We start from the raw sequence: 25,899 nt of genomic DNA on the forward strand, positions 1-25,899 counted from the left end.
ACCCGGTGGCAGATTCTAGACACCGCGCACCGAAAGCGTGGCCCGTTCGTCTATCGGTTAGGACACCTGGTTTTCAACCAGGTAAGAGGGGTTCGACTCCCCTACGGGCTGCCACTTCACCAACATGTCAGCAACACCTGCCCGCCGATCACAAAGGCGTGCTTGATTGTCGCCACACTCTCAATAGATTGGCGCAAATTCCTTGCACAGGTGCCTGATCGTGAGCCTTCTGTCCCGTTTTGCTGCCGCCGCCTTCATTTCCGCCCTTCCATTCGCGGTCCAGGCCGCCAGTTGCAGCGATACCGGCGGCCAGTACGAAGGCTGGAAGGCCGAAATGGCCGCCGAGGCCAAGGCGGAAGGGGTCGGCAAGCGCGGGATCGATGCGCTGATGGCCACCTCCTACTCCAAGGCGACCATCGGCGCGGACCGCAACCAGAAAAGCTTCAAGTATAGCCTGGAGAAGTTCCTGAAGGTCCGCGGCGCCGATGCCATCGTCAGCCAGGGCCGTGCCCGCAAGGCGAAGAACCCCGATTTCTACGCCAGCCTTGAGGCGACCTATGGCGTCCCCGCCGGTGTCCTGCTTGCCATCCACGGGATGGAGACCGGTTTTGGCGGCTTCATGGGCGACACCAACGTCGTCTCGGCCATCGCGACGCTGACCTACGACTGCCGCCGGTCGGACTTCTTCCGTCCGCACCTGATCGGCGCGCTGAAGATGGTCGACAAGGGGATGATCTCGGCCAAGACCGTAGGAGCCAAGCATGGCGAGCTGGGTCACACCCAGTTCCTGCCCGGCAACGCCTATGCCTATGGAGTCGACGGCAACGGCGACGGTGCGGTCGACCTTTACAACCAGGCCGATGCGTTGGCGACCACCGCCAACTACCTGCGCAAGAAGGGCTGGAAGCCCGGCAAGGGCTATCAGGAAGGCGAGCCGAACTTTGCCGTGATCCGCGAATGGAACGCGGCCAAGGTCTACCAGCAGGCCATCGCCATCATGGGCGCAAAGATCGACGGCTGACCCCCTTGCAACCCCGCGCGCGCCCGGCTAGGACGCCGCCAGTGGCCCGTTCGTCTATCGGTTAGGACACCTGGTTTTCAACCAGGTAAGAGGGGTTCGACTCCCCTACGGGCTGCCACCTTCCCCAGTGAGTGTATGATATTCAATGGATTAATCCTTTGATGTGCTAACCTTGAGGGGCGGTTAGCAGTGTTCTTGCTTCAGCCGATGTCGGATAGCTTGCCCATGGCGTGTCTTGCCATGATTTTTTGATCCGCTGCCTTCGTGTAGCGTGTCACTTCTGCCTCGGTCTCATGACCAGTGATGGCCTTGATTTCTTGATTGCTGCAACCTGCCTCGGCCAAACGGCGGGCGCAGGCTTTGCGCAAGCCGTGGGAGGAACAATCTTCCAGTCCAGCTTCGTCACACCGGTCACGCATCCAGTTGCCGAAACCAGCCACACTAAAGGGCCTTCCGTACCTGGTCAGAAGGAATGTCATGTTGTTTTTCGGCGTCTGCTCCAGGACAGCCTTTAGTTTGTCATGGATCGGTATCTGCAACGTGGCCCCGGTCTTCAGTTGACGGACGGATATCGTTCCGTCGCTGACATGCTGCCAACCCATACGGACGGCATCAGACCGGCGCTGCCCGGTGTACAACATGAGCGCCAAGGCAAGTCTCGCCTTGGTGCCAATGGGGTGCCGGTTCTCGAAGGCTTCAATCTGGTCATCTGACCAGGTGTGATAGCCGTCTCCTTCTCTTTTGAAACCCTTCATTCCCGTGAGCGGATTGTGCGTGATTAGCTCCAGATCAACGGCGAAGTTCATCAATACCTTCAGACGCTTAAGCAATGTGTTTGCCGCCTCAGGTCGATCCTGCATCCTTCCAATGATGTGCGAGACGTGCTTACGCCGTAAGCCTTCTACAGGCTTGCTTCCGTACTCTTCCCGGAATTTGTCCAGTTGCCGCCGATAGGTGGCCCGGCTCGACGCAGCGAGATCGTGGAAAGCCGGCGACCTCAGATAGAGTTCGATCAGTCCTGCGAAGGTGTTTCTTGCAGCACACGGCTTCGCCACGACGCGCACTTCTGTGCCAGCGACTGCTTTTGCGTAGGCTTCAAAGAAGGCGGCGGAGTTCAAAGGTCCAGGCAGCGGAAGCTTTGGTTGCCCTGGTCGGTTGAAGTACATGCGCACTTTGCCATGCCGGTCGCGGAAAACGTGTACGTAGGGGGGCTTGGACAGTTTCGTCTTAGTCATCGAGGACATCGTCCCAAGCGTTCGGCGCATGTTTCAACGTCGGTTGAACGACTTCCGCCGATGCGATCACCCGGAAGCCTCCGTGGGGAAGAGCCTCGATTGCGAGAACCGCCTTTCCTACGCTTGCCAGCAGTTTTACGGCCTTCTTGACTTCCACTACCGGAAGCGAAGGTTTCGGATTTATCGTCTTAGACTTCCGCGCCCAAGCAAATGACTTCTCTGCCTTCGCGGGAAGGGCCGGTAGACTGAAGAGCGTACCCTCGGATGGGTTGAAGCAGCCCAGCTCTGCGATCGTGGCTTTCAGGGTATGCTTCATTTTGCGCCGTCTTGTCTGTCGCCTGTTTCCATAGAGGCCTTGATCATTTGCCTCAGCTCAGCCGTCATGTTTCGGTCGTTCGAATTGGCTCGATCCCTGAGCCACTCCTTCATAGTTCGCGGCAATCTCAGAATGATTGTCGTGTCAGCTGCCTCTTGCATCTTGCTTCCTAATCTGTTGCTCTGTTATATCTCATAGATATCATGGCGCGGCGCCGATGTAAATCTCATTGATGTATCGGAGATAGCAATGGCAGTGGGCAGACGGAAGCAAGCCGGAGAACAGTTGCTTGTGCGGTTCGCTGAGGGGTCGGACCTTCGATCACGCCTCGAGGCTGCTGCAAAGGCTAACAATCGAACTGTGACCAAAGAGGTTATCCACAGACTGGAAGCATCGCTCGTGGAGGAAGGCAAGGCCCTCGAAAAATCACAAGCCAGCGGTCTGATCAAATTACCCGTCCCAACTGGAAAGATTACGAAATTGGAGAACCAGCTTGTGGACTTAGAGGTCCAGCTCTTGCAGCGCATCGAGACGCTTGAAACCCGTTTGCTTGCTTTGGAAGCGAAAACATGAGCCGGGGACGCGGTTTAGTGCAGCGCAAGATTATCGAAATCTTCGCTATGGAGCCAGGTCGCAAATTTACAGTGCGAGAACTTGCTGAACGCGCCTACCCCGGCAGTCCGATAGAGAAGGCCCGCACGGATGCTGTGCGACGCGCATTGGTCGGCGTGGAACAGACCATTGGACTAGCACGTTCCAGGGTGGGAGTGCGCGGTCAACGTGGCTGGAAGTACAGGATTGGACTCGACCAAACTTAAGTGTCGTTTCTTGTGAAGCGGATTGCAAACAACTTTGGTTTTCATCCTGCGTTCGAACACATGTCCTCCACGGCAGCGCCAAACGCAATCACGGAAGCTGCCTGCAAAACAGGGTCACTGTGTAGAGCCGAGTTATACGCATCATCAACAATTGCACGGGCAAACACCCGATTTTCTGCGTTGTCCGAACTGGAAATGACTTCGAGAAGGTCCGCTTTCGATCCGCCAGCCTGGCGTACCCTCATGGCTTGTTCTGCAAGCTTTCCCCAAGCCGAGCAAGCGGCGGCAGAATGATCAGGAAAAGAGTTTGTAGAGTTGGCCCGTTCAAGGCGCGCATCGCGTCCATCAGGCTGATTGGATGAGTCATTATTCTTCCCGTAAATAATGAGCAGAGCGACCGCCCCGAGTGCGAGCCAGGGCAGCAACAGCGACTTCCCCGCCGATGGCGGCTGATTGAGGGAGGGTGCAGACCCTTCCAACACTTCCGATCCGTTGTCCTGTTTGAGTTTATCCATTGCAGCTGCCTCGCTTCTAGACCCACAACACCACCATTCAGACCGTTATGGTCGTTTTTGTCAGACCATATCTTTCGTGGAAAGGCGACGAAAGTACGACCAAAACGGTCATATGGACGGATTTGCCAGAAGGTTGCGCGAGCGAGCGGAGGAGCTCGGGATATCGAACGCCGAGGTCGCGCGCCGATGCGGTCTGGGTGAACGGCAATACGCATACTACACCGCAGGCACGAGGGAACCGAACCTCCAAGCGCTGGTGAAAATCTCTCGCATTCTGGGATCTTCTTCTGACGAACTTCTCGGCATGGCCGATCCGCCATCGCGGACCGAACGGGAACGGCTTCTAGACCGCTTGAGCCTAGCGGCAACCTCGTTGACCGACCAAGAACTGCGAACCGTCGTCGCCCAGACAGAGGCGCTAGCTTCTCCGCGTACCAAAAGAATCAGTAAGAAGAGCCCAACCTTCTAAGGCACTTGTGCGGACACTCCCGTGCTTGGCTTCTCTGCACCGAATTTCATATAGCGGTACCTGGCAGGTTTTAGGTCACTTTCAGCAGGGCAAAATCCTTTGGGAAGTGCCCTAGCTCACTCGCGGTATGTCTCCGCCTCAGGGAAATCGGCACAGTTCGCGGTCTCGCGTTCGCCGCACAATGCGCCTAAACTCTTGACTGGTTGAGCTTACCGGGGGTGGGAATTGAGTCTGAATTCCGATCAGATCGAACACGAAATGCGGCGGGCCGCGTACGACCATAATCACGCTTCCTTCCGAGCTCTCAATCAGCAGATGTGGCAAATTCCGCTCATCTCGATGACTCTGACAGGCGGCCTTTGGTTCGGCGTCTCACGGGTGCCTGACCTGCCATATTTTCAGCTGGCCTTGCTATTCCTCGCCTTTGCCGGAAACACGGCTCTCTGCTTCATCATTCTGCGACTTCGCTACGTTATGGAGCGGCATCTGAACTGGCTCGAAACATGCTACCCATCCGGTTTTGTGGCAGCGCGGGGAACACGCTGGTACAACCGACCATTCCTTGTTCGCACTTTGTTCCAGTCCATGCTAGGTTTGGCCGCAGCCCTCAGCCTAGTGTTGTTCTGTGCAACCTTGTGGAAAAACCGCTCAGAGGTCCTCGGGATCATGCCGCAAAAGCCCGCCATCGCCTACTATGACACACACGCAACAAGCCTGGCGGATGGTTATGAGACCGTCACCTTTGAACAAGCGCATCCTGATCTTGTTCAGATCATCGCGATGGAGAGGGCTGGTCAGCCGCTCACCGTGCTCGACATCGGTGCTGGCACTGGACGCGACGCCGCTTGGTTTGCGGCGCGCGGTCACAATGTTCTGGCGCTGGAGCCATCAGGGGCGATGCGCGCGATCGGTGCCAAGCTGCATGTTGGCGAATCGATTGTCTGGCGTGATGACGCGCTGCCCGAACTCACTCAGGTAATGCAGGCAGGAAAGACATTCGACATCATTGTCATCTCTGCCGTCTGGATGCATCTTGCGCGCGAAGAGCGCGCTACAGCTCTCAGCAATGTCTACGACCTGCTTGCCCCAGGCGGGACAGCCTACCTGACCTTGCGCCTCGGTCCGGCGGAGCCCTCACGAGGAATATACGACGTGACGCTGGCCGACTTTAAAGCGCTTGCACAGAGCCTTTCATTGCCGGTGACTGTCTTGCGTACTCAGCCGGATCTTCTTGGGCGCAGCCATATCAGCTGGCAAGCTCTTCGTATCGACAAGCCCGCTCCATGACCTACTTCCAGGCGGCGACCTTTCTAGCGCCGGGATCACCGCGCCGCTTTACCAAGCACTGACCCGTCTGTAGTGCACTAAGATTTGCGCCCTTACCGAGAATGCGCGTGGCGTTCTTGGGTGGCGCGTTCGTGGCGAAGGCGGCGACGAGGCCCATTTCAGACAAGAACTCATCGTCCTCGCCAGAAAAGTCATCCGGCGACTGCGAGATGAGCATGATCGCGCCGCCCTTCGAGCGGCTCATGCGGATCAGGTTGGCAAGCGAGGGCAACTTAGACCCCAGTATTTGGTGCGCTTCATCCACCATGCACAAGACGCGAAGGCCACGCGATCCATCCGCGCTGCGCTCTGAATCGACGAGGCTGTTCAGGTACTGATCGAGCGCATCAAGAACGAGGTTCACCACAATGGTGCGGCTGTCTTCCGCGACGTTCGGGGGCAGCTTGATGATCCAGCTTTGCTGGAAGAAGGACGCCGGATCGAAGGTCGGTTCAAAGAGCGGGAACCGGCACAACTCCTGCATCGTGGCGATTGCGCCATCTTCCTTCATTTCATGTTCGGCATATACACTGATCAATGCATCCCGGATGTGATGCAACTCGCAAGGCGTCTCGGCGGCGAGCGCCCGGCTCGCGGCTTCATGCAAGGCAGTCCTCTGACGATCCCCAAGGCGACTTCCTTTGAGGCGGGAGAACGACTCCCGAAATCGAGACGCGGCTTCGGCAAGGTCAATCTCGCCGCGCGAACGCAGCGATAGTACATCCAGCGGGATCGGCGCGCGCGGAGGCTCCAAGGTGCGCGCTTCAAACAGCTCATCGATCCGGTAGCCCCCACCGGTTGAATCGGTTCCAAGGTCACCCTTGAAATCGAAGGCGATCAGCGGGACCGCAGCTTGCTGCCGGATCGAACGGAGCATGGCAACCGCGGTGCGTGTCTTACCCGAGCCCACGCCGCCCATAATTGCGCTGTGCGGAGAGCCGCCGGACCCGTTCAGGTCCCAAACAATCTTTTCCTTGGACCCGGCATCTTCAGAAATCTCGCCAATCGGGACCGTGATCCGCCCGCTTGAAAAGGTCATGCCTTGGCTAGCGCCGCCTGACCGGAAAGAACCCTGTTTGGAAAGCGGCAATTCCGCCACCTCCACGAGGCGCTTGACGAACTTCGTCACGTCCTGATCAGCCTGATCCCATTCCTTGTCCAGAAACTTGAGCCCGCGCCGCCAGTGCGCCCCTACGAGGGCAATCAGCTTCTTGAGGTCAAGTTCGGGATCAGCTGAGCGCTCGACCATAAGCGCTAGCCAGACCGAAAGTGTCGTGCCGGTGCCAAAGAGCGTATCGCCCTTGATGGCCTTGCCCGGATCGGAGTCATCATCCCCTATTTCAGGCGGCGCAGGCATGGCCAGAGAACGGGCGATAGCAAGTCGCGCGGGCAGATAACGCTTCCGCATGCCAAGCCGTCCCATGAAGGCGGTGTTCAGCGTGTCACTCTTCTCATCGGTGCGGAAGTTCGCCCCAGCCACTTCTACGAGGGAAATGCTCATGCCCCGTTCCCCGCATTCTCGAAGTAGCCCGGCTGGACGCTTGATTGCCCGATATCGCCCACCCGTTCAAAATGGATGAGATACTTTTTCTGAACATGCTGTTCGATTTCCCGGAGGTACTCCCCCACCACTTCCGTGTTCGTCGAAAGCAGGATCACCTGGTGCTCACGCTTGACCAGGTGATTAAGGACGCCCTTGCGGTGCTCGATATCGAGGCGGCCCAAAGGCGTATCGACAACCATCGGGAAGCCGCGCCCTGAGACGGATGATACTGCCGAGATCAAGGCTTGGGTAAAAATCTGCTTCTCGCCAGCCGAGAGGTCATAGCGCCGCACATCAATGCCTTGGGCATTCAGTAGCTGCACGTCGCAGTTTTCATCAATCGCAATCCGCTCAACGAGGTCCTTCTTGTGGGCCATCGAACGGTGAGCGGCGGTCATGGCCTTGGCGATAGCCTCAATCTGGCTTGGAACCGCTTGAGCGACGATATCATCGACCATGCTGGCCACCTTGAGCGCCCGCATGGCGCGGCGCACCGACGGCTTGGCCTGATCCCACTGTCCGGCCAGCTTGGTGAGTTCCGTATTCTTCTGGTTGACCTGACTTTCAAGCGCCGCCAGCTCCCGCTTTAGTGCGCCGATTTCCTGATCAAGCTCCTGAATCTGCCCGTTCAGGACGGTCAGGCGCTCACGTTTCTTGTCTACATGGGGAGCAACCGATTCCGTTCGCGTTACATCCTGTTGCAGCCGCTCCAGCGCCTCTTCATTGAAGACAATATCGCTCAACAGCTCGACAATAGCGGGCGCGCCCAATTCATCCAGCTCATCCAGTCGGTCGATAACCTTGCTGCGTTCCAACTCGTTTAGATGCGGATGAAGGAAGGACGTGGCGCAATTCTCGGGCGGCGGGTACCAAAGTTGCTCCCACGCACTTCGCGCGGTGTCCAGCACTGAATCGCGTTGCGTTTCAGTCAGGTTGGGGTGAATCCCAGACATGCCGCTATCAACGGCCCGCAGGAACCGTTCAAGATTGGTGTCGCCCTGGTTCTTCCCGCTTTCCCAGCGCTCCAGAACAGTCTCACTCGCAAGGCGCGCCTTAAGCTGCTCCCGCAACCCGAGACCGGACAGGGCTAGCGCGATGTCCCTTGCCATCAAGTCTTCTAGCTGCGCCCGCCCGGCTTCAACAGAACGGCGCAGCTGGTTGAGTTGTTCAAGCTGTTCCTGCAACTGCGCCTGCGACCCAGCCCCGAAGCTTGCTAACTCACGGGTCAGATTGTCGCGTTCTTCCTTAAGCTTTGCGAGATCTGGCTCGATTTCTTCGAACCGCCTGCGCTTTTCATCGTACTGAAACTTGAGAACATCTCGGTCCAGCTCCAGCTTCTCGATGGTCTTGTCCGAGACGTTCGGGGATTCACGACGCCGAACGGCGGCATACGCCCGCAAATCCTCAGCCAGTTGTTTGAGGACGGGAATTCCCAGCAGGCCTTCAATCCCGGTGCGGACCTGCGCCGCCATCTCGCGCTCGGCAAACGCGCTGACCTGTTCGCCATCGAACAGGAAAAACGCAGCCAGGTAGTAGGGCAGGAAGGTGCGGGCAATGTAGTCCCGGTACCAGTCCATGCGGTCGCTGCCCTGCAATCCGGTTGGGCCAACCGCCTTGCGGGTCGGGCCTTCGAAGATATGGACTTCCTCATCAAGAGCCCGGTAGGCGCCGCTATCGCTGAAATGCCAGATGCGCTGGATTTCGAGGTGTTCGCCTTCGTCATCAACAAACGTGATTTTGACGGAACAGGAATTGCGCCCGCCATTGGTTGCACCCTGGTGAAGCGCCTTTTCAAGAAACGTCTTGTAGGATGTTGCCAGGCGCTCCTTGTCGCCCCCGGAGAACGGGGAGCGGGCAATCAACGGCAGTCCGTCACGGCCGAACATCCCCAGAACAATAGCTTCAAAGAGGCTTGTCTTGCCGTAACCGTTTGGCGCGCCGATCAGTATGATGTTGCGGCCCGCAGCCGGGGCCGGAAAATCAAACGTGGCAGTTGTATATGCTTTCCAGTCCCGAAGAGCGATCTGAGAGATGTGCATCGGAATCAGTCATCCACCTGGATGCGGTCGAGAATATCGTCGAAGTCATCCCACAAGCCCTTCTTCCGCTGCTTGCCGGTTTGCTCGACTTCAGCTTGCACCAGCTCCTGAAACTCGAAAAACAAGATGCCGCTTGTCCGGCAGGCGTCTCTCACAAGCGCCCGGCCATCAGGGTTATCAAGAAGAACAACTACATTTCTCGACATTTAACGACCCTTCTTGATCTCTCGGACATTCATCGGCTTGGCATTCACCTGACCGGCGATCTCATGAGCCCAGATTTCATATATGAGACCAACTTCCTCTTCATTTATCAAGGCTTGTCCGGTGGTCTTCTCTAGTGCGCGCAGGCGATCGAAGATCTCCGCCCGCGCCTGCAAGGTGAAGGGTCCTGGGACGAAGGTGCCTCCATCCGTGATGGTGATCCGCCCGTCCCGGCGGCGAGCCTGCCTACGGTCCCGGTCATTGCGGATGGAGGCAAGCCAGTCCCGAAAATCCAGCAAGGGGCCAAACTCGGCATACCCAGCTTCAACGAAGCCTTCCAGGCTGCGATCCTTCTCGACAACCGTACATGTCCAGCACCCAAATCGCGAAGACGTTGTGCCACACGATGGCACGTCCGACTTCTGGGTGACGACCGGGCACTCCCCGCCACTGGCGTCACGGTAAAGCCCGATTAGCTTGAGATGCGATCCGCCCCATGGAGGGTCCTTGAGTGCCAGAAACTCCCAGACATCATCGGTGTCCAGTTCAACGATAGGGCGGTAGACAAGGCAGCCAACTAGATCGTTGTGCTTGTTGAGGCGTTCGCCGTTGTCATAGCGCCCGACGGACGCCGCGCGCGTCGCGCTTTCCGACCGCCGTACTCCGAGCAGCAGGATGACCTGTCCCTCTTCGTCTGCCTTTGCCTTGATGTAGCGGCTGGTGGGCTGGATTTTCATACGGTCGGTACACCACCGGAACGAGCGGTTCGGCGGCGGGTATCCCCGGCCTATGACGTTCACCCAGAAGGACTGGTCCGCCGCAGGCCGCGTGATCTTGGTGACAAGAGGCAGCCCAAAGGCCAGAGCGGCCTCACCGATTTCCTCGACGCTCTCGGTCAGGTGCTGGACGACCAACGGGCTCTCGACGAGTGTGTCGTTTGCCACGATGTGAACCTGTCGATTACGCTGACTTGGCGGCAAGGACATGAGCATCTCGAAGACAAGATGCGTCACCAAGGTGCTGTCCTTGCCTCCTGAGTAGCCGATAATCCAGGGGTAGTTGTGGGGCTGTCGGTACTCGTCGAGCAGGTCGGCGCGGATGGCTGCCATGACCGCGCCGCTATCCTTAGTTCGCTCGACGATCTCAGCGTTGTCCAACCCCACGTCGCGCCCCTGCTTTTGAGTGCTCATTCTGCATGTTGTGTAGCAGTCAGAACATACCACTGTAAATTGCACTTTCCGCCAACTTCAACCGGAGCAAGTACAAAGTCAGTAGGGTGGGCCGATCCTCACAGCAGACAGCCGACTGCATTGTCGAGAAACAGGTTGCCATGGCGAATGTAGCGGGTGAGCATTGCGTCAGAGGCATGGCCAGTCTGGGCACGGATCCTATGCGCGGTGACGCCCGCATTTGCCGCGCTGGTTGCAAAACCTGCCCGCAAGCTGTGTCCCGAATATCCTTCCGGGTTCATCCCTGCCGCTGCCATACGTTCGCGCAGCAGAACCGACACCGCATCACCAGTCAGCGCGTTTGCGGCGAGATAGCCGTGCCGGGTGATTGGGCGAAACAACGGGCCGGTATCTAAGCCGGACGCAACGAGCCATGACTCGACCGCCGCAACGGGGCAATGACGGGTCCGACCGTGCGGAATGCCAAGACGTCGACCAGCCCCCTCTTGGTCCGTCTTGCTGCGCCGCACGGTCACGATCAGCCCTTGGCGGGTGGTTTCGATGTCAGCGTGCTCCAACGCCACCAGTTCGGATCGGCGGAACCCCCCGGCGAAGCCCAGAAGAAGCAGCGCTCGGTCCCGCTGATCCCGCAAAGTAGTCCCTAAGCGATCTAGCACCACAAAGAGATCGTCACGCAGCAGCGGCTTTGCTTGTCGCTGAGCCATCCCAAACTTACGCTTCAGCCCGCGCAGAGCGGCCTTTGTGATCTGTGCCCGGCACGGATTGACTAGTCCTGCCGCCTCATGGGCCTTTGACAAAGTGGCAATGCGGCGCTGGATCGTGGCCACAGACAAAGCGCCCGCGTGGGACGCTATGTATGAGCAGATCGTGTCCACTGACGCTGGCAGCCGTCCACCCCAGTCTCGGAAATGTCGCAGATCGCTTTCGTATGCAAGCTCGGTGTTCATGGCCAAGCTGTTTCGCAATAAATCTGCGACTTTATCTTCATTTGCGGAACCAGAATTCGCTTCTTCTAGCTCTTGCGCAATTAATTGCACAGATGAAGCTTCCAGGCGCTGATTTGTTGCTTCCTCCATAACCTGCGATAAGTGAAGATTATCCGAGGTTAGAACATTCAGATTGGCGACGTCGCCGAGCCGCCTGCGCGATCCACCAGCGTTCTTCAGGGGTTCAAACGGCACTTGGTGCTGCCCTCTAAACTGGGCGGGAGTCGCTTCGCGCCTTGCGTCATGGGGACTAGGGTCAACGTGGGAAGCCGGATCTAAGCCAGGACCGCCCTTGGCTTCTTCCTGGGTGTCGGGTTGCCCGCAATGCCAGAGGGCACCGGATGGGGCTATTTTAACCTGAGTGGCCGCACTAGACACCTGGGTGTGTCCGTCTGCCGTCAGCTGGTTGCAACCGGTGCAGATGCTTTTCCTCTTTTTGACTCTGGCATTAGTCAGATGACCTGATCCAGATTTCGGGTTTGCCCGTGGGCGGCGGCTCATGGCTTCAACCCCATCTTCAGAAGCTTCGCCATGTAGGCAATTTCCAGAATTTCCTCCCGATCGAAGAACAGATCACCGAAGCGGTTCGCACGCTGGATGAACCGGTCTTCTGCCTCTGCATGCGTCTCAGCACTTCCATCCCGGCGGATGTGGATGATCTCGACCGCGCGATGTTGAGCTAGATATCGAGACAGCACGAAGAACCGGTGGCAGTCTAGGACTTCGCCCTCTGCGCAGAGCAAGGCGGGCCGGCACCGTGCGGCGATCTCCAGGACACGCTCGATCCCTGCGAGAAAGCTCGGCATCGTCGTTCGCCTCGTATAGGACGCTTCGTGGTCGGTCACGTTCCCGCCAAGTTGGTCGCCAAGGTGGACATAGGCTATACCTCGTCTGTTCAGGCACGTTCTCAGCTGGGGCTGGTTGAAGTGTAGAAGCCGCGAGCGGGGGAACGACCGGACATCGATGATGCAGCCTATCTCCGCAGCATCTATTCGCGCGATGAACTCCGGCCAGGTCATGTTTGAGTAGCCGAGTGTGTAAACCGTTTGCGCCAAGATAAATCTCCATTTATTGTTTAAAAACAATAACATATTGAGATTACTCATGGCATGCCAGAACGGCTTACTGGACCAAGATCCTATATTGTTGGATCGATCTGGCGGATCAAGCGTTGCTGGAAAGGCTTGAGGTCATTGAACCGCACGTGGGGTTTGTATCGTTTCCACCATTCCGGAAGCCTGCGCGTCATGTGGACCTTCCAAGCCGTTTTGACCCACGTCGGCGTAAAGTGCTTAGGATCAATTCTCCCCATCTCCTTGGGTGTCGCCAGAAAGTATTCTGCGCCTTCAGTTTCTCGAATGAACTGGCAGTACTCGGCGTCACGCAGGAAAAGGACTTGCCCTGCATCTTCAGTTCGGTGGATGGGCTTTTGTGTGGTCGACGTTTGCCGACGAGTCTTCCGAACTGAAGCCAGCTGAGGATGGCATTGAGTCCCACGCCGGCCTTCAATGATCTCATCGTCTGACCAACCACGCTGATGTCGAGACCGGATCGTGTTCGGCGTTACCCTCTGCAGCTTCGCAAGTCGGCTGGTCGTGAAACTTTCGCCAGTGCGAGTGCTGTAGAATACAAGGGTGTCTCCCTTGTTTCCGTTCTGGGTTCGCTTGTCGGCCCAGCGGACTTTCCCTGGAGCGTACTCAGGGTCATCGTTGTCTATTCGGTCCACCGTCGCCTTATTGGCTGGGCATGGGCCAACGTGACGCAGAAAGTCTTCGAACCTGTTAAATTCGGGATGGATCACCGCGCCCTTAGACTTCGCACGTCCCTTCATGTTTCGATGCGCCGTTGCCTCTGACTTATATCGTGCACGGAGTTCCATTTTTGTCAGACTTTGGATTGCTTCGAGGTGTGCAGGAACGGACCCCAACCCATCAGAAGTTTTCTCATCGATGCGCTGCACTTTCGGTTTACTTATGAGCGGCTCAAGTCCACCCGCGGCGACGACCGAAGATACTGAATTTCTTACGCAAATCTTCGATTTTCTCAGCGGCTCTCCCTGCGGTGTCGCTTGAGAAAATCCCAGGTCAGGAACGACCTCGGGCCCATCTTCAGCAAAGGCAATTTTGGCTTTCATGGTCGCGGTCCTTGCACTTGATTTTGCGGCCCGCTAAAGTCTGGAGTAGGGCCTCGGATTGGTGTCTGGGGACATTCATATGGATAGCCCGTCACGGATCGCACCCCGTGGCGGGTTCTCTTTTTGCATTCAGTCGGGAAGGGTCTTGGCGAGTACCTTGGCGCGGACACCGGCAGCCTGGTCACATGCCAACGTCCTCAGCGAGCGTGCGTGGTAAACCGTCATCCGCGTTGGCGTGAGGGTAGCAAGTGCAGGAAATAGTCTTATGTTATCAATCGCCCAGTTTTCGGAGGTTAGCAGACCTAGGGCATTGAAAGTGTTCGATAAGGTCAGAACCCTACGGGCTGCCACTTTCCCATGCTTCGCCCCCGATCACCGGACGCGCCCCGCTCCCCGCCAGCGCTGACGCGCTAAGCCTTCGCCGCCAAGCATCCGCGGGCGGTCCGCCTTGATGCCCTGCGCATGGATCGAAGCCGGAGCAGAGCGCATCCGGCCGCGCATGACCGCTTGGTTCGCGTTCTTCCAGGATCACCTTCCCGCGCGGCGGAGCGAGGCCCTATTCCCCGCGCGAGACGAGCAGCACCGCCCGGCCGCGACCGGCGTGTTTTGCCGCATAGAGCGCGCGATCGGCGATGGCCAGAAGCTGGGTCGGGTCGGGTACCATCATGTCGGAGGACCGGGCGATGCCGATGCTGGCCGAAACACGGGCGATCTGACCATCGAACGGCATCGGCTGGCTGATGCGGGCGATGATCCGGTCGGCAATGGCTTGCAGCGTCTTCGGGTCGCTGCGCCCGGCCACGATCACCACGAACTCGTCGCCGCCGATCCGCGCGGCGCAATCCTCGGATCTCAGCTGTTCGCGCAGGATGCGGCCGACCGTCTCCAGCACGAAATCGCCCGCCGCATGGCCCAGAGTGTCGTTCACCGCCTTGAAGTAGTCGAGGTCCAGGTGCAGCAGCCCGAACCCCGCCCGCGCGGCACAAAGCCGTTCCAGCACCAGATCGACCGCCCGCCGGTTGCGCAGTCCGGTCAGCGGGTCGGTCATCGCCTCTTCCTCGGCGGCCACCCGCGCCCCTTCCAGCCGCAGGTTCAGCCCCCGCAACTCGCGCGTCACGGCGGCATTGGCCTCGGCAAGGTAAAGCAATTCCATCGCCAGGTCCGTGGCGGCGAAATCGGCGTCCGTCAGGGCAAGATCCCGCACGGCAGAGATCAGGTCGATCCCGAAGGACAGGTTCAGGAGGATCCGCCCGCCCGGCAGGCGACGGCCCAGCCCCCTCAGCCCCGCCTTGACCCGGTTGCGCGGCACCAGCCGGAACCGGTTTCCGGCCCGCGCCAGCACGTCGCCGACCGTCACTGCCCCGCCGGGTGCGCGCACGTCGAACAGCTCCTCGAACCGGGCGCCGGGCATCGCATCCCCGCCCAGGACCCGCGCCAGCGTCGGCCCGTAGCTCAGCGCGCGCCCCTCGCCGTCCATGAGAAGATGCATCGGCATGAAATGCGCCAGCGCGACGCTGTCGAGGTCTATGCGGTGGTCCGGGCGCCCGGCATGCATGAGCTATCCCTCCGGCAGGGCCAGGTCGAACCGCCGCCCCCTGGCATGTCGGCTGTCGAGCACCGTGATCGAGGTCCGCGCATCCGTGCCGGGTGCGATGAGGCACAGCGCGCCATAGTCATCGGCCATCGCCGTCAGCAACCCCACCAGCACCCGCTGCAACCCGGCAAGATGCGACTGGCAGCGTAGCTCGAACCGGTCGGGGCCGGTTTCGTCGAGCGTCACCTCGGGGAGGTCGAGATGCGGCATTGCCAGCCGGGCGCGACCGGGCAGTTCCTCCAGCGAATGCAGGAAGTCGGCGTAGCAGGTGCCGCCGAACCGCAAGAGCCTGCGCACACCTTCGCGCTCGGGGTTTGTCACCAGATAGGTCCCCACATCTTCCCAAACTGCATCGACCGACCGCCCCAGAACATCCGCCGCGACCTGCGCGATCCGGTCCGCCGTTCCGGGATCATACCGCAGCATCGGCTCGAATGTCTCGACCTTCGCATCGGTCGCGTTGCAGATCCGCTTCCAGCTTTCCAGGCCAAAGGTATCAATCACATAGCTTTGCAAGGACCGCAGCAGCAGCGCATCCATCTCCGACCCCGTCGCAGGTTCCGGGTCAAGCCTAGCGCGCAATCGTTAACGGAACCCCCCGAGTCACGGCAGGAACAGAAGCCCCGCCGCGTCGGTGCCAAGCTGGTTCAGCTGTGCCGCCGTCACCGGTGGAGGCGCGTCCTGGTAGCTCCGCATCAGCGCCATGGCGTCGGCGGCTTCGATGTAGCGCCCGTCGGGATGCGCCGCCATGCGCAGGACCGGCTGGCCCCTGTCATCCAGATACAACCCGGTGATCTCGGCATAGTCGGGGCTGCGCTGCAGGAACAGCATGGCCTCTTCGCCCGGACGCGACGGCAGAAGATCGGCAACCACCATCAGACAGCGGGGACGGCCGTCCGGCAGTTTCGAGTCGCAGACGCGCTGCCAGTCCTGCAGCTGGTAATCGTCCACCGCCGCGAACAGCATGTCGCGCGTGCCCGTAGCCGAGGCAGGCTGCAACGGCATCACCGCCGCAAGCTTCGCCGCCAGCGCTCCACGGTCCATCACCGGTGCGCCATCGCCCGCCAGTCGCTGCGCCAGCGCCTCCTGCCCCGGCTCGGCGGCCTTCGCTTCAAGCGCGGTGATCGCTGCGGCACCCGGCTTGCCCCAGGAACGCAAGGCCTGGACATCCAGCGCCGCGACCGGGGTCTTGCCCGCCTCGAACCGTGCAAGCTGGCTTGCCGCCGATATGCGTTCGGCGTTCAGCACCGGCGTCAGCCAAAGGGCGGCCAGCGCAACCACCAAAAGCGCCATCCGGATGTTGCCCTGCCGGATCCGCTCCATCCACTGCCCGCCACGCAGCACCGATCCGGCATAGACCAGTCCGTAGGCCACCCCGATCCCGGCAACGAGGAGGATGAAGATCCGCCCCGGGGTCCAGCCGTAGTCGCCGACCCGGATCCAGATCGCGTAAAGCGCCAGCCCGGCAACCAGCGGCAGCACCAGCGCCAGTCCCTGCGTGCAGCGCAGCAAGAGCGGGCTTTGCGTCGCGTCCGCGTCCGACTGGTCGACGGCGATCGACACCAGCCCGATCCCGCCCGCAACCATGGCGAGGAGCAGCCCGGCGGGCGACAGCCCGCTGACCAGACCGTCCAGCCCCCGGAACGGCAGCGCGACCAGGAAGACCGCCATCACCCCCAGCACGACCGGCAGGAACAGCCGGAACATCCGCAGGACGACGTAAGGCGACACGAGATCGGCGAGGTCATGGATCACCGCCATCGCAAGGCCGAAGACCGCACCGCTCAGGATCAGCGGCACGACATCATGCGCCAGCAGGCGGCGGATCACGTCGATCCCGACGATCCGCAACACTTCGTCCGACAGGTAGATCACCAGCCACACCAACCCGGTGAAGGCCGCTGCAGCAGCGACGCGCAGCACGATCGACCAGGCCTCCAGGAACAGTTCCGGATAGTCGTGCCAGCTCGACTTTGCCGCAGCGATCAGGAAGGGCACCGGCAGCGTCGCCACGGTCAGCGCCGCGAGGATCGGGATCGGCGGGCTGAACAGCGCATCGGCCTCACCAAAGCGCAGCGCGGTCAGCCAGACCAGTCCGGCCACCGCAAGCCCCAGCCCCAGGGCCCGCGGCAAGGCCCGCGTCAGGCCCAGGGGCCCGGCCATTGCCAACAGGGCGCCGAACGCGCTCAGGACCAGCGCGAAAAGCACGAAGGCCGGGTAATGGCCGATCCACTCCCGCTCGTCCGCCTGGAACACGGCCCAGAGCAGAGCGCCGCCGATTGCGCCGACCAGCGCAAGCTGCACCCGAGCCGCGATCTGCCCTGTCATCGTCGACCTCCCGCCTCTTGCCGTTGTTATTCGTTTGTGCAGTCCCGGCGCATAGTCAGGATTTCCCACCCGTTGCCAAGCAGATTGCGACACGGCAAGCTGGCCACGAGCCCAGGAGGGACTGCCATGCCGCCCGCCAACCCGCCCCCGGTGATCCGCCCGCTGCGCCGCGAAGACGAGGCCGACTGGCGCAGGCTCTGGACCGGCTATCTGCAGTTCTACCAGACATCCGTGCCCGAGGCCGTCTATGTCTCGACCTTCGCCCGGCTTCTGGGCGAGGACCCGCAGGATTTCAGCGCCCTTGTGGCCGAGGTCGACGGTCGGCTCATGGGCCTGACGCATTACCTCTTCCACCGGCATGCCTGGAAGATCGAGAGCGTCTGCTACCTGCAAGACCTCTATGTCGACCCCAAGGCGCGCGGCCTGGGCCTTGGCCGCAAGCTGATCGAGGCGGTCTATGCCCGCGCCGATGCCGCCGGGGCTCCCGCCGTCTATTGGTTGACGCAGGACTTCAACCACGAGGCACGCCAGCTGTACGACCGGATCGCCAAGGTCACACCCTTCATCCGATACGTCCGGCCGCTCTGACGCTGGCCTGACCCACCCGACCGGGCCGCCCTCACGCCGCCTTCGCGCCCTTGCGTCCCTCGACCAGCCAGGCCACCACGGCCAGGCCTGCTGCCAGCAGAAGCCAGGCCCAGGCGGGCAGGACAGGCATCACGTTCACTTCGGTCGTAAGGTAAGCCTCGCGCGGGGTGATGCCGATCCAGCCGCGGCCCACGGCGACCCTTCCCTCGGCCACGGTGCGGATGTCGGGAGTGCCCGGTTCCAGCCGGGTGACGCCGCCCTTCGTCGCCTCGGCCAAGGGCGTAAGGTCAGCCCCCGAGGCTATGGTCTCGACAAATTCGCGCGGGGTCGCCGGGCCGACGGCGATGACCCGGGTCAGCTCGCCCTGCTCCAGCCGGTAAAGCCCCAGCATCGGCGCCTTGAATCCGGCCTCATAGCGGCCCGGCGCGGCCTGCGGCATCGCCAGTTCCGTCACCGTTCCGTCCGGCGCGGTGATCGTGACCGGACCCGGCTCCTCTTCGGCCAGGGTCCGGCGAGTGATCACCATCGCCTCGCCCTTGACCTCTGCGGTGAGCGTCTCCTCCTCCAGCTCGGGCTCCTTCAGCATCCAGTGCGCCAGCCGTCGCAGCAGCTCCAGCTGCGGTCCGCCCCCTTCGTAGCCCCGGCCCCAGAGCCAGGACTGGTCCGAGGCAAGCACCGCGACCCGCCCCTGGTCCACCCGGTTCAGGACCAGAAGCGGCAGGCCATGCGCGCCCGACATCAGCACCTGCCCGGCAGTCTGCTCGACCTCGATCTGGCGGAACCAGCGGCCCCAGCCGCCTTCGGGCGCCTCCTTCTCCAGCCCTTCCGTCACCGGGTGGCGGCGGCCGAGGTCGGTGATCTTCGGTCGGAAGCCCTCCTCGATCACCTGCGCCGTGGGGGCAACCGGCAGGATTTCCGCGAGCGGCGAACGGTAGAGGCTGTCGACCGCGCCGAACTCCGGCCCGGCGGCGACCAGCACGGTGCCGCCTTCGCGGACGTAATTGACCACGTTCTCGATATAGGACGTCGGCAGGATGCCCCGCATCCGGTAGCGGTCGAAGATGATCAGGTCAAATTCCTTGATCTTCTCGACGAACAGCTCCCGCGTCGGGAAGGCGATCAGGGAAAGCTCATCGACCGGCACCCCGTCCTGCTTTTCCGGGGGACGCAGGATGGTGAAATGCACCAGATCCACCGCCGCGTCGGATTTCAAGAGGTTGCGCCAGACCCGTTCGCCTGCGTGGGGTTCCCCACTGACCAGCAACACCCGCAGCCGGTCGCGAACCCCGTTGATCTGCACCGCAAGCGCGTTGTTGCGGTCGGTGATCTCGCCCTGCACCGGGGCGACCGAGAATTGCAGCACGTTCGCCCCGCCATGCGGCAGCGTCACCGGCAGTTCCAGATCGGTGTTAAGCGCCACGGTGAAGGTCTGCGGCGCTTCGGTGTCGATCGAGATGGTCAGCTCGACCTCGCCCGCACCGGAGGGCGGGGCGCCGATATCCTCGACCTTGAGGTCCAGCTTGAACTCCTCGCCGATGATGGCGAAGGCCGGGGCGTTCTTCACCACGATACGGCGGTCCCAGTCGGCCTGTTTGCCGGTCAGCAGCACCTGCAAGGGCGCGGGCAGGTTCGGCACCACGCCCAGATCATGCACCCGCCCGTCGGTGATCAGGATCGCCCCCGCCACCCGGGCGCGGGGTTCCTCGGCCAGGGCCTCGGACAGCGCGGTCAGCGCCAGCGTGCCCGCATCCTCCTCGCCGTCGCCGACATGGCGGATGCGGAGTTCCGTATTCGGCATCTGCGCGATTTCCGCCTGGACGGCGGCCACGGCAGCCTCGGTCTGCGCCTTGCGGTCGCCAAGCGCCTGGCTGGCGCTGTCGTCGACGACAAGGATCACGATGTCCGACAGATTCTGCCGTTCCTCCTCCTGCAAGGCCGGGTTGGCCAACGCCATGACCAGCGCCGCCAGCGCCAGGGCCCGCAGCCACCAGCCCGACAGCCCCCGCCACAGCGCCAGCGCGACCAGAACCACCGCAGCCCCCGACAGCGCCCAGATCAGCGGCCAGCCGACCAGCGGCGCAAAGACCACGGTGGCACTCATTGCCCCAGCCTTTCCAGAAGCGCGGGCACATGCACCTGATCCGACTTATAGTTGCCGGTCAGCACATGCATGATCAGGTTGATCCCGAAGCGATAGGCGATCTCGCGCTGCTGCTCGCCCGCATAGCCGCGCCCGATGGGGACCAGCGGAATGCCGCTATCGTCCGTCGCCCAGGCCGAGGCCCAGTCGTTGCCGCCGATCACCACCGGCGTCACCCCGTCGTTCAGGTTGCGGAACGGCATCCCCTCCGCCGCTTCAGCCGCGGCATTCGGGGCGGCCTCCACCCAAACCTGCCCGCCCTGATAGCGGCCGGGAAAATCCTGCAGCAGATAGAAGGTGCGGGTCAGCACATGGTCGGACGGCATCGGCTCCAGCGGCGGAATGTCGAGGCCCGAGGCGATGACCTGCAAGGCCTGGCCTTCGGGCGTGGTGCCACCACCGAGGCCGGTCAGGTCGGCGTCCCGCGTGTCGAACAGGATCATCCCGCCGGTGCGCAGATACTGGTTCAGTTTGGCGTAGGCCGCGTCCGAGGGTTGCTTCTCGCCTGCTTCGATCGGCCAGTAGAGGAAAGGGAAGAACGCAAGCTCGTCCTTCTCGATGTCCACCCCCATCGGCATCATCGGCTCGACCGAGGTGCGCTGCCAGAGCTTGTCGCTGAGGCCAAGGAGCCCGGCCCGGGACAGCTCGTCCAGCTTCGGATCGCCGGTCCGTACATAGCCGAGGACCACGGAGGTCGTCGCTTCCAGTGCAAAATCGTCGCCGGGTTTCGGCCCGTCGTCCTGCGCCATCGCGCCCCTTGGCAAGGCCGCCAGCAGCACCACCGCCAGCACCGCCACACCGCGCGAAAGCCCGCGCAGGCGCCCGGCGAGCCACAGCGCAGCCAGCACGTCGACCAGCAGCAGCACCGTGGCGAAGGTCAGGAAATGCCCCTTCAAGGCCTGCACCGCCCGCGCCTCCAGCCGGTCGACCGGCACGCCCGCGGGCCAGGCCATCGGCTTCAGTTCCGTCTCGGTCCCGACCGCGTTCAGCGCCACGCGGCGGTCGGACCCGGCGTAAAGCCCCGGCGGATGCGCGGCAGACGGCCCCTCGGCCACCGCCTTGGCCAGCGCCTCGCCCTCGACCCCCGGCAGGTCGCCCGCGTCCGAAGTCTGGCCGAAGGCGTCCAGCACCACCTCCGGCACCCAGGTCTGGCCCGCCAGATCCTCGGTCCCCGGCGCAGCCGCCTTGGTCGAGACCGCAAGTCGTTCCAGCATCTGCACGAACAACCCTGACAGGGGCAGTGAGGACCATTCGGCATTCGCCGTCACATGCACCAGCACGATCTGCCCCGCCCCCATCACCTTGCGGGTCATCAAGGGCGTACCGTCATCCAGCGCGGCGATGGTGCGTTCGGCCAGGTCCGGGTCGGGCTGGGCCAGCACCTGTTCGCGCACCACCACGTCCGGCGGCGCGGTCAGGCCAAAGAAGGGCGAGCCTTCCGGGAACGGGGCCAGCGCCTTCGGCTCGCCCCAACTCATCGCGCCACCGACCGTGCGACCGCCTTCGCGCAGGCGGACCGGCATCAGCGGGTCTTCCTCGCTGCGCGAGACATCGCTCGCCGCCAGCACCGGCCCCGCGAAGCGGAGGAGGAGCCCGCCCTTCTCCACCCAGTCCAGCACCGCCTTGCGCTCGGCCTCGGTCACGTCGGCGACATCGGCCAGAATCACCACATCGGGGTTCGCCTTCAGTGCGTCGATCAGGTTGCCCTCGATCAGGTCGGCCGTGGGGGCCAAAGCCTGCCGCAGGTAGTGCAGCGGTGACAGGAGTTGCAGCGATTCCTGATCCGCCCCGGTCTTGATCAGCGCGATCTTGCGGCGCTTCAGGCTGTCGTCGGCCAGGCTGACCGTCCCCGCCGTGCGCGCACCTTCCAGCGCGAAGCGCGTCACGCGGTTGCGCAGTTCCGGCGGCAGGTCGATGGCAGCTTCCGCCGTCGCAGCCCCGCTGGCGAAGTCCAGCGTGACGCGGCCCAGATCACGCTCGATCCCCGCCGGGTCCGGCCCCTGCGCGATGACCTCGACCGACGCCGCGTCGCCCGCAGGCACCCGGCTGGCGCGGACCACGATCTTGCCATCCTCGAAGGCGGCAGGATGCAGGCCGAAGACGGTGCGCGGGTCCTCGATCACCCGAACGTCACCCTTCGCCTGCAAGGCGGCAAGGAGATCAGCCCGGCCCTCATGCTCCAGCCCGTCCGACAGCCAGACCGTCTCGAACCCGCCATCGGGCAGCGCTCCGGCCCAACCGGCCATCCCGGACGGCGCCCAGGCCTGTGGCTGCAACCCTGCGGCCCGGCCCGCCCAGGCCTCGGCCGTCTGGAAGGCCACCGCGTCCGGCGCATCGGTCAGGCGAATGACTGCGACCGTGCGCCCCGCCGCCCCGGCCTCGCCCACCAGCGCCTCGACCTTGGCCACCCGCTGCGGCCAGTCGCGGGCATCGGCCCAGCCCGCATCCACGATGATCAGCAAGGGCCCGGTCCCCGCCGCGCGATCCTCCGGGTTCAGGATCGGCCCGGCAAAACCCACGATCACCGCGCCGACGGCCAACGTCCGCAGAAGCAGGAGCCACCACGGGGTCTTGTCGGTCTCGGCCTCCTCGTCCTTCAGACCCAGAAGCAGCGCCACGCCGGGAAACCGCCGTCGGATCGGCGCGGGCGGCACGGCCCGGAGCAGAAGCCACAGCACCGGCAGCGCGATCAGCGCGATCAGAAGCCAGGGGACGGTGAAGCCAAGCGGCCCGAGGGTGAACATCTACCGCCCCCCCTCCAGCGCGGCATAGGCCCAGAGAAGCGCCGATTGCGCCGGCGCCCCGGTGTGATGCGTGGAGAAATGCCAGCCGACCGCGCGGGACAGCTGCGCGAGCCGATCCTTGCGTTCCGCCAGCCGCGCCAGATAGCGGTCGCGCAGGTCGCCCGCGCGCTGCGTCTCGTGCCGCATCGTGCCGCCCATCGATTCAAAGATCGTCCGCCCGTCGAAGGGAAACTCCTCCTCCGCCGGGTCGAGGACCTGGATCAGCACGCCCTTCACCCCCCGGTCGGCGGCGCGCGCCAGCCCGGCCTCGATCCCCGCCAGATCGCCCAGGAAATCCGACAGGAACACCCCGCGCCCGTGGCTCACCATGCCCTCGGTCTCCGGCGCACCGTAATCCTCGCCCGCCTCCTCGCCCGACAGCCGCGAGGCCAGCCGCAGAAGCTGCGCCCGCCCGGCGCGGGGTGCGGCAAGACCAGCAAGCCCGACCCGCTCCCCGCCCCGCAACAACAGAACCGCCAGCGCCAGGCCCAGAAGCTTCGCCCGGTCCGCTTTCGGCGCGCGGGACTTGTCGCCGGTGAAGGACATCGACTTCGCCGGATCGACCCAGAGCGTCACCGACTGCGCCGCCTGCCATTCGCGCTCGCGCACGAAATGCGCGTCCGACCGGGCCGAGCGCCGCCAGTCGACCATCCGCGCCGAATCGCCCGCATGCGCCGCGCGGTACTGCCAGAATTCATCCCCCAGCCCCGCCCTGCGTCGCCCATGCTCGCCCATCATCACCGTCGAGGCCAGCATCTCGGCCTCGGCCAGCAGGGGCGGCAGGGTCTGCCCCAGCGCTTCCGCGCGGGTGCGCAGGTCGCCGTTCAAAGCCTGGGGGGCTGCGGTCACGCCGCCGCCTCAAGCTTGAGGACGCGGTTGGTCACGCGGGCGATGATCCCCGCCAGCGTCTCGCCCCGCGCCCGGGCCGCGAAGGACAGCGCCATCCGGTGCACCAGCACCGCCTGCGCGAGGTCCGCCACGTCGGAAATCGAGGGTGCCAGCCGCCCTTCCAGAAGCGCCTTGGCCCGGACCATCAGCATCAGCGCCTGCGCCGCCCGCGGCCCCGGTCCCCAGCTGAGCGCATCCGCCAGATCGCGGCCCTCGGGTTCGCCCGGACGGCAGGCGCGCACGAGGTCGAGGATCGCCTCCACCACCTGCTCGCCCACCGGCATCCGCCGGATCACCCCCTGCGCCGCGATCAGTTCGCCGGCGGTGAACACCTGATGCGCCTCGGCCTCCTCGGCGCCCGTCGTGGCGATCAGGATGTCGCGTTCGGTCTGGCGGGTGGGGTAGTCGACATCGACCTGCACCAGGAAACGGTCAAGCTGCGCCTCGGGCAGCGGATAGGTGCCCTCCTGCTCGATCGGGTTCTGCGTCGCCAGCACATGGAACGGCTTGCCAAGGGGCCGATGCTGGCCCGCGATGGTCACTTCCTTCTCCTGCATCGCCTGCAACAGCGCCGACTGGGTCCGGGGCGAGGCCCGGTTGATCTCGTCCGCCATCAGAAGCTGGCAGAAGATCGGACCTTCGACGAAGCGGAAGGCCCGGCCCCCGTCAGCCGAGGTTTCCAGAACTTCCGAGCCCAGGATATCGGCAGGCATCAGGTCGGGCGTGAACTGGATGCGGTTGGCCTTCAGCCCCATCACCGTGCCCAGCGTGTCCACCAGCCGGGTCTTGCCCAGGCCCGGTAGGCCGACCAACAGCGCGTGGCCGCCGCAGAGCATCGAGGCCAGCACCAGGTCGACCACCTTCTCCTGCCCGATGAAGCGGCGGTTGATCGAGGCCTTCGCCTGACCAAGGGTCGCCCCCAGCGCCTCGATTTCCGCCACCAGCGCCTTCGTATCGGCCATGCCTCATGCTCCCTTCAGGGTCTGTCCCTGTCAGTAAATCGAAGTATCCCGCCGGGCACAAATGGCAAAAGGCGACTTGACACAAATGATCGTGAGAGAGGCGTCACCGGGCGCGACCCAAAATCCTTGAGCAAGGATTTTGACAAGTTTCTTGCTCAAGAAACTTGGCGCCCGTCCAACCCGCGCTTCGGAACCCCTTGCAGAAAGCGCCGGTTGCACCCTGCGGTAACACCACTACATTGCGCCCATGACGCAACCCAACGCCGACACGCTCGCCGCCGCCGCCAAGGCCGCCGGACAGAAAGGACCGCCGCCGGTCCATCTCTGGAACCCGCCCTTCTGCGGCGATCTCGACATGCGCATCGCCCGCGACGGCACCTGGTTCTATCTCGGCACCCCCATCGGCCGCGCGCCGCTGGTCAAGCTCTTCTCCTCGATCCTGAAGCGCGAGGGGGACGACTATTTTCTCGTCACCCCGGTCGAGAAGGTCGGGATCAGGGTCGACGACGCCCCCCTCCTCGCCGTGGACTTCGACGCCAAGGGCGCGCACCGCGACCAGATCGTGACCTTCAGCACCAAGACCGAGGACACGGCCACCCTCGGCCCCGACCACCCCCTGCGGGTCGAACGTGACCCGGACACCGGCGAGCCCTCGCCCTATGTGCTGATCCGCCGCAATCTCTGGGCGCTGATCGACCGGAAATCCTTCTACCGGCTGATCGATCTGGGTTGCCATGAAGACCACGACGGGCATAAGTGGTTCGGACTCTGGTCCTCGGGGCAGTTCTTCCCGGTGATCCCCTCGTCGGAATTGCCCTGA

The 25,899-nt window shown here is 62.7% G+C and carries 24 protein-coding genes and 2 tRNA genes; 8 read left to right on the forward strand and 18 right to left on the reverse strand.

The window, feature by feature from the left end; translation table 11 throughout:
* Positions 1-39 precede the first annotated feature (39 nt).
* The 3 genes from JNL31_RS08565 (at position 40) to JNL31_RS08575 (ending at position 1,139) form a co-directional block, all read left to right on the forward strand.
* Positions 40-114: transfer RNA gene (locus JNL31_RS08565), tRNA-Glu, on the forward strand.
* Positions 115-229: 115 nt separating this feature from the next.
* Positions 230-1,021: a lytic murein transglycosylase gene (locus JNL31_RS08570; protein ID WP_294972354.1), complete on the forward strand. Its 792-nt coding sequence runs from the start codon at positions 230-232 to the stop codon at positions 1,019-1,021.
* A gap of 43 nt (positions 1,022-1,064) precedes the next feature.
* Positions 1,065-1,139, forward strand: a tRNA-Glu gene (locus JNL31_RS08575).
* An 82-nt stretch (positions 1,140-1,221) separates the two neighbouring features.
* Here JNL31_RS08575 and JNL31_RS08580 read toward each other — a convergent pair.
* From JNL31_RS08580 to JNL31_RS19155, 3 genes are read right to left on the reverse strand one after another with little or no spacing between them, the layout of a single operon-like run.
* Entirely contained in the window at positions 1,222-2,256 is a 1,035-nt protein-coding gene (locus tag JNL31_RS08580; RefSeq protein WP_294972294.1) for a tyrosine-type recombinase/integrase, read from the reverse strand.
* The gene (locus JNL31_RS08585) at positions 2,249-2,572 is read right to left on the reverse strand and encodes a hypothetical protein (RefSeq protein WP_294972297.1); all 324 of its coding nucleotides are present in this window, start codon (positions 2,570-2,572) and stop codon (positions 2,249-2,251) included. The genes JNL31_RS08580 and JNL31_RS08585 overlap by 8 nt, the downstream gene beginning before the upstream one ends.
* Positions 2,569-2,733, reverse strand: coding sequence for an Arc family DNA-binding protein (locus JNL31_RS19155; RefSeq protein ID WP_366928934.1), 165 nt, complete (start codon positions 2,731-2,733; stop codon positions 2,569-2,571). Before JNL31_RS19155 ends, JNL31_RS08585 begins: the two co-directional genes overlap by 4 nt.
* Positions 2,734-2,821: 88 nt before the next feature.
* Here JNL31_RS19155 and JNL31_RS08590 point away from each other — a divergent pair, with 88 nt between their 5' ends.
* Positions 2,822-3,145 carry a hypothetical protein gene (locus tag JNL31_RS08590; RefSeq protein WP_294972300.1) on the forward strand — a complete coding sequence of 108 codons (324 nt, stop codon included), beginning with the start codon at positions 2,822-2,824 and terminating at the stop codon, positions 3,143-3,145.
* A 286-nt stretch (positions 3,146-3,431) separates the two neighbouring features.
* On the opposite strand, the gene JNL31_RS08595 is transcribed toward JNL31_RS08590, so the two are convergent.
* A complete protein-coding gene (locus JNL31_RS08595; RefSeq protein ID WP_294972302.1) occupies positions 3,432-3,905 on the reverse strand; it encodes a hypothetical protein in 474 nt (157 codons plus the stop codon).
* Between the two features lie 112 nt (positions 3,906-4,017).
* On the opposite strand from JNL31_RS08595, the gene JNL31_RS19160 reads away from it, so the two are divergent.
* Together JNL31_RS19160 and JNL31_RS08600 are read left to right on the forward strand one after the other, a co-directional pair.
* Entirely contained in the window at positions 4,018-4,374 is a 357-nt protein-coding gene (locus tag JNL31_RS19160; RefSeq protein WP_366928935.1) for a helix-turn-helix transcriptional regulator, read from the forward strand.
* A gap of 225 nt (positions 4,375-4,599) precedes the next feature.
* Positions 4,600-5,661, forward strand: a complete 1,062-nt coding sequence (locus tag JNL31_RS08600) for a bifunctional 2-polyprenyl-6-hydroxyphenol methylase/3-demethylubiquinol 3-O-methyltransferase UbiG (protein WP_294972305.1) — start codon at positions 4,600-4,602, stop codon at positions 5,659-5,661.
* Position 5,662: 1 nt separating this feature from the next.
* Here JNL31_RS08600 and JNL31_RS08605 read toward each other — a convergent pair whose 3' ends face one another.
* From JNL31_RS08605 to JNL31_RS08650, 10 genes are all read right to left on the reverse strand, one after another.
* Positions 5,663-7,201 carry a type IV secretion system DNA-binding domain-containing protein gene (locus JNL31_RS08605; RefSeq protein ID WP_294972308.1) on the reverse strand — a complete coding sequence of 513 codons (1,539 nt, stop codon included), beginning with the start codon at positions 7,199-7,201 and terminating at the stop codon, positions 5,663-5,665.
* Complete coding sequence (dndD, locus tag JNL31_RS08610) at positions 7,198-9,282, reverse strand: DNA sulfur modification protein DndD (RefSeq protein ID WP_294972311.1); 2,085 nt, start codon at positions 9,280-9,282, stop codon at positions 7,198-7,200. The genes JNL31_RS08605 and dndD overlap by 4 nt, the downstream gene beginning before the upstream one ends.
* A 5-nt stretch (positions 9,283-9,287) precedes the next feature.
* A complete protein-coding gene (locus JNL31_RS08615; protein ID WP_294972314.1) occupies positions 9,288-9,488 on the reverse strand; it encodes a hypothetical protein in 201 nt (66 codons plus the stop codon).
* Positions 9,489-10,676: a DNA phosphorothioation system sulfurtransferase DndC gene (gene dndC, locus JNL31_RS08620; protein WP_294972317.1), complete on the reverse strand. Its 1,188-nt coding sequence runs from the start codon at positions 10,674-10,676 to the stop codon at positions 9,489-9,491. It abuts the gene before it with no gap.
* Between the two features lie 98 nt (positions 10,677-10,774).
* Positions 10,775-11,857 carry a site-specific integrase gene (locus tag JNL31_RS08625; protein WP_294972321.1) on the reverse strand — a complete coding sequence of 361 codons (1,083 nt, stop codon included), beginning with the start codon at positions 11,855-11,857 and terminating at the stop codon, positions 10,775-10,777.
* 302 nt (positions 11,858-12,159) lie between these two features.
* A complete protein-coding gene (locus JNL31_RS08630) occupies positions 12,160-12,681 on the reverse strand; it encodes a DUF488 family protein (protein ID WP_294972323.1) in 522 nt (173 codons plus the stop codon).
* A gap of 119 nt (positions 12,682-12,800) precedes the next feature.
* Positions 12,801-13,796 carry a hypothetical protein gene (locus JNL31_RS08635; protein ID WP_294972326.1) on the reverse strand — a complete coding sequence of 332 codons (996 nt, stop codon included), beginning with the start codon at positions 13,794-13,796 and terminating at the stop codon, positions 12,801-12,803.
* Positions 13,797-14,352: 556 nt separating this feature from the next.
* Positions 14,353-15,351, reverse strand: a complete 999-nt coding sequence (locus JNL31_RS08640; protein WP_294972329.1) for a diguanylate cyclase — start codon at positions 15,349-15,351, stop codon at positions 14,353-14,355.
* Positions 15,352-15,354: 3 nt separating this feature from the next.
* Positions 15,355-15,930, reverse strand: coding sequence for a heme NO-binding domain-containing protein (locus JNL31_RS08645; protein WP_294972331.1), 576 nt, complete (start codon positions 15,928-15,930; stop codon positions 15,355-15,357).
* A 63-nt stretch (positions 15,931-15,993) separates the two neighbouring features.
* On the reverse strand, positions 15,994-17,718 hold the full coding sequence (locus tag JNL31_RS08650) for a DUF4153 domain-containing protein (protein WP_294972333.1): 1,725 nt from the start codon (positions 17,716-17,718) through the stop codon (positions 15,994-15,996).
* 126 nt (positions 17,719-17,844) lie between these two features.
* On the opposite strand from JNL31_RS08650, the gene JNL31_RS08655 reads away from it, so the two are divergent.
* The gene (locus JNL31_RS08655; RefSeq protein WP_294972335.1) at positions 17,845-18,306 is read left to right on the forward strand and encodes a GNAT family N-acetyltransferase; all 462 of its coding nucleotides are present in this window, start codon (positions 17,845-17,847) and stop codon (positions 18,304-18,306) included.
* A 31-nt stretch (positions 18,307-18,337) separates the two neighbouring features.
* On the opposite strand, the gene JNL31_RS08660 is transcribed toward JNL31_RS08655, so the two are convergent.
* Genes JNL31_RS08660 through JNL31_RS08675 form a run of 4 tightly spaced genes read right to left on the reverse strand, consistent with a single transcriptional unit; the run spans position 18,338 to position 25,079 of the window.
* On the reverse strand, positions 18,338-20,407 hold the full coding sequence (locus JNL31_RS08660) for a hypothetical protein (protein ID WP_294972338.1): 2,070 nt from the start codon (positions 20,405-20,407) through the stop codon (positions 18,338-18,340).
* Positions 20,404-23,190, reverse strand: a complete 2,787-nt coding sequence (locus JNL31_RS08665; RefSeq protein WP_294972339.1) for a DUF4159 domain-containing protein — start codon at positions 23,188-23,190, stop codon at positions 20,404-20,406. The genes JNL31_RS08660 and JNL31_RS08665 overlap by 4 nt, the downstream gene beginning before the upstream one ends.
* Complete coding sequence (locus JNL31_RS08670) at positions 23,191-24,078, reverse strand: DUF58 domain-containing protein (RefSeq protein ID WP_294972342.1); 888 nt, start codon at positions 24,076-24,078, stop codon at positions 23,191-23,193.
* Entirely contained in the window at positions 24,075-25,079 is a 1,005-nt protein-coding gene (locus JNL31_RS08675) for a MoxR family ATPase (RefSeq protein ID WP_294972344.1), read from the reverse strand. Before JNL31_RS08675 ends, JNL31_RS08670 begins: the two co-directional genes overlap by 4 nt.
* A 247-nt stretch (positions 25,080-25,326) precedes the next feature.
* On the opposite strand from JNL31_RS08675, the gene JNL31_RS08680 reads away from it, so the two are divergent.
* On the forward strand, positions 25,327-25,899 hold the full coding sequence (locus JNL31_RS08680) for a DUF1285 domain-containing protein (protein ID WP_294972346.1): 573 nt from the start codon (positions 25,327-25,329) through the stop codon (positions 25,897-25,899).

Origin of the sequence: Tabrizicola sp., assembly GCF_016792905.1 — a bacterium.
Classification (GTDB): Bacteria; Pseudomonadota; Alphaproteobacteria; order Rhodobacterales; family Rhodobacteraceae; genus Tabrizicola.

What these genes read in the sequence shown, in the direction of transcription:
- JNL31_RS08680 (WP_294972346.1), top strand. Translation starts at nt 25,327, where the DNA reads ATGACGCAACCCAACGCCGACACGCTCGCCGCCGCCGCCAAGGCCGCC.
- JNL31_RS08640 (WP_294972329.1), bottom strand. Translation starts at nt 15,351, where the DNA reads ATGCATGCCGGGCGCCCGGACCACCGCATAGACCTCGACAGCGTCGCG.
- JNL31_RS08645 (WP_294972331.1), bottom strand. Translation starts at nt 15,930, where the DNA reads ATGGATGCGCTGCTGCTGCGGTCCTTGCAAAGCTATGTGATTGATACC.
- JNL31_RS08635 (WP_294972326.1), bottom strand. Translation starts at nt 13,796, where the DNA reads ATGAAAGCCAAAATTGCCTTTGCTGAAGATGGGCCCGAGGTCGTTCCT.
- dndD (WP_294972311.1), bottom strand. Translation starts at nt 9,282, where the DNA reads ATGCACATCTCTCAGATCGCTCTTCGGGACTGGAAAGCATATACAACT.
- JNL31_RS08605 (WP_294972308.1), bottom strand. Translation starts at nt 7,201, where the DNA reads ATGAGCATTTCCCTCGTAGAAGTGGCTGGGGCGAACTTCCGCACCGAT.
- JNL31_RS08630 (WP_294972323.1), bottom strand. Translation starts at nt 12,681, where the DNA reads ATGACCTGGCCGGAGTTCATCGCGCGAATAGATGCTGCGGAGATAGGC.
- JNL31_RS19155 (WP_366928934.1), bottom strand. Translation starts at nt 2,733, where the DNA reads ATGCAAGAGGCAGCTGACACGACAATCATTCTGAGATTGCCGCGAACT.
- JNL31_RS08585 (WP_294972297.1), bottom strand. Translation starts at nt 2,572, where the DNA reads ATGAAGCATACCCTGAAAGCCACGATCGCAGAGCTGGGCTGCTTCAAC.
- JNL31_RS08650 (WP_294972333.1), bottom strand. Translation starts at nt 17,718, where the DNA reads ATGACAGGGCAGATCGCGGCTCGGGTGCAGCTTGCGCTGGTCGGCGCA.
- JNL31_RS08595 (WP_294972302.1), bottom strand. Translation starts at nt 3,905, where the DNA reads ATGGATAAACTCAAACAGGACAACGGATCGGAAGTGTTGGAAGGGTCT.
- JNL31_RS08615 (WP_294972314.1), bottom strand. Translation starts at nt 9,488, where the DNA reads ATGTCGAGAAATGTAGTTGTTCTTCTTGATAACCCTGATGGCCGGGCG.
- JNL31_RS08665 (WP_294972339.1), bottom strand. Translation starts at nt 23,190, where the DNA reads ATGTTCACCCTCGGGCCGCTTGGCTTCACCGTCCCCTGGCTTCTGATC.
- JNL31_RS08655 (WP_294972335.1), top strand. Translation starts at nt 17,845, where the DNA reads ATGCCGCCCGCCAACCCGCCCCCGGTGATCCGCCCGCTGCGCCGCGAA.
- JNL31_RS19160 (WP_366928935.1), top strand. Translation starts at nt 4,018, where the DNA reads ATGGACGGATTTGCCAGAAGGTTGCGCGAGCGAGCGGAGGAGCTCGGG.
- JNL31_RS08580 (WP_294972294.1), bottom strand. Translation starts at nt 2,256, where the DNA reads ATGACTAAGACGAAACTGTCCAAGCCCCCCTACGTACACGTTTTCCGC.
- dndC (WP_294972317.1), bottom strand. Translation starts at nt 10,676, where the DNA reads ATGAGCACTCAAAAGCAGGGGCGCGACGTGGGGTTGGACAACGCTGAG.
- JNL31_RS08660 (WP_294972338.1), bottom strand. Translation starts at nt 20,407, where the DNA reads ATGAGTGCCACCGTGGTCTTTGCGCCGCTGGTCGGCTGGCCGCTGATC.
- JNL31_RS08675 (WP_294972344.1), bottom strand. Translation starts at nt 25,079, where the DNA reads ATGGCCGATACGAAGGCGCTGGTGGCGGAAATCGAGGCGCTGGGGGCG.
- JNL31_RS08590 (WP_294972300.1), top strand. Translation starts at nt 2,822, where the DNA reads ATGGCAGTGGGCAGACGGAAGCAAGCCGGAGAACAGTTGCTTGTGCGG.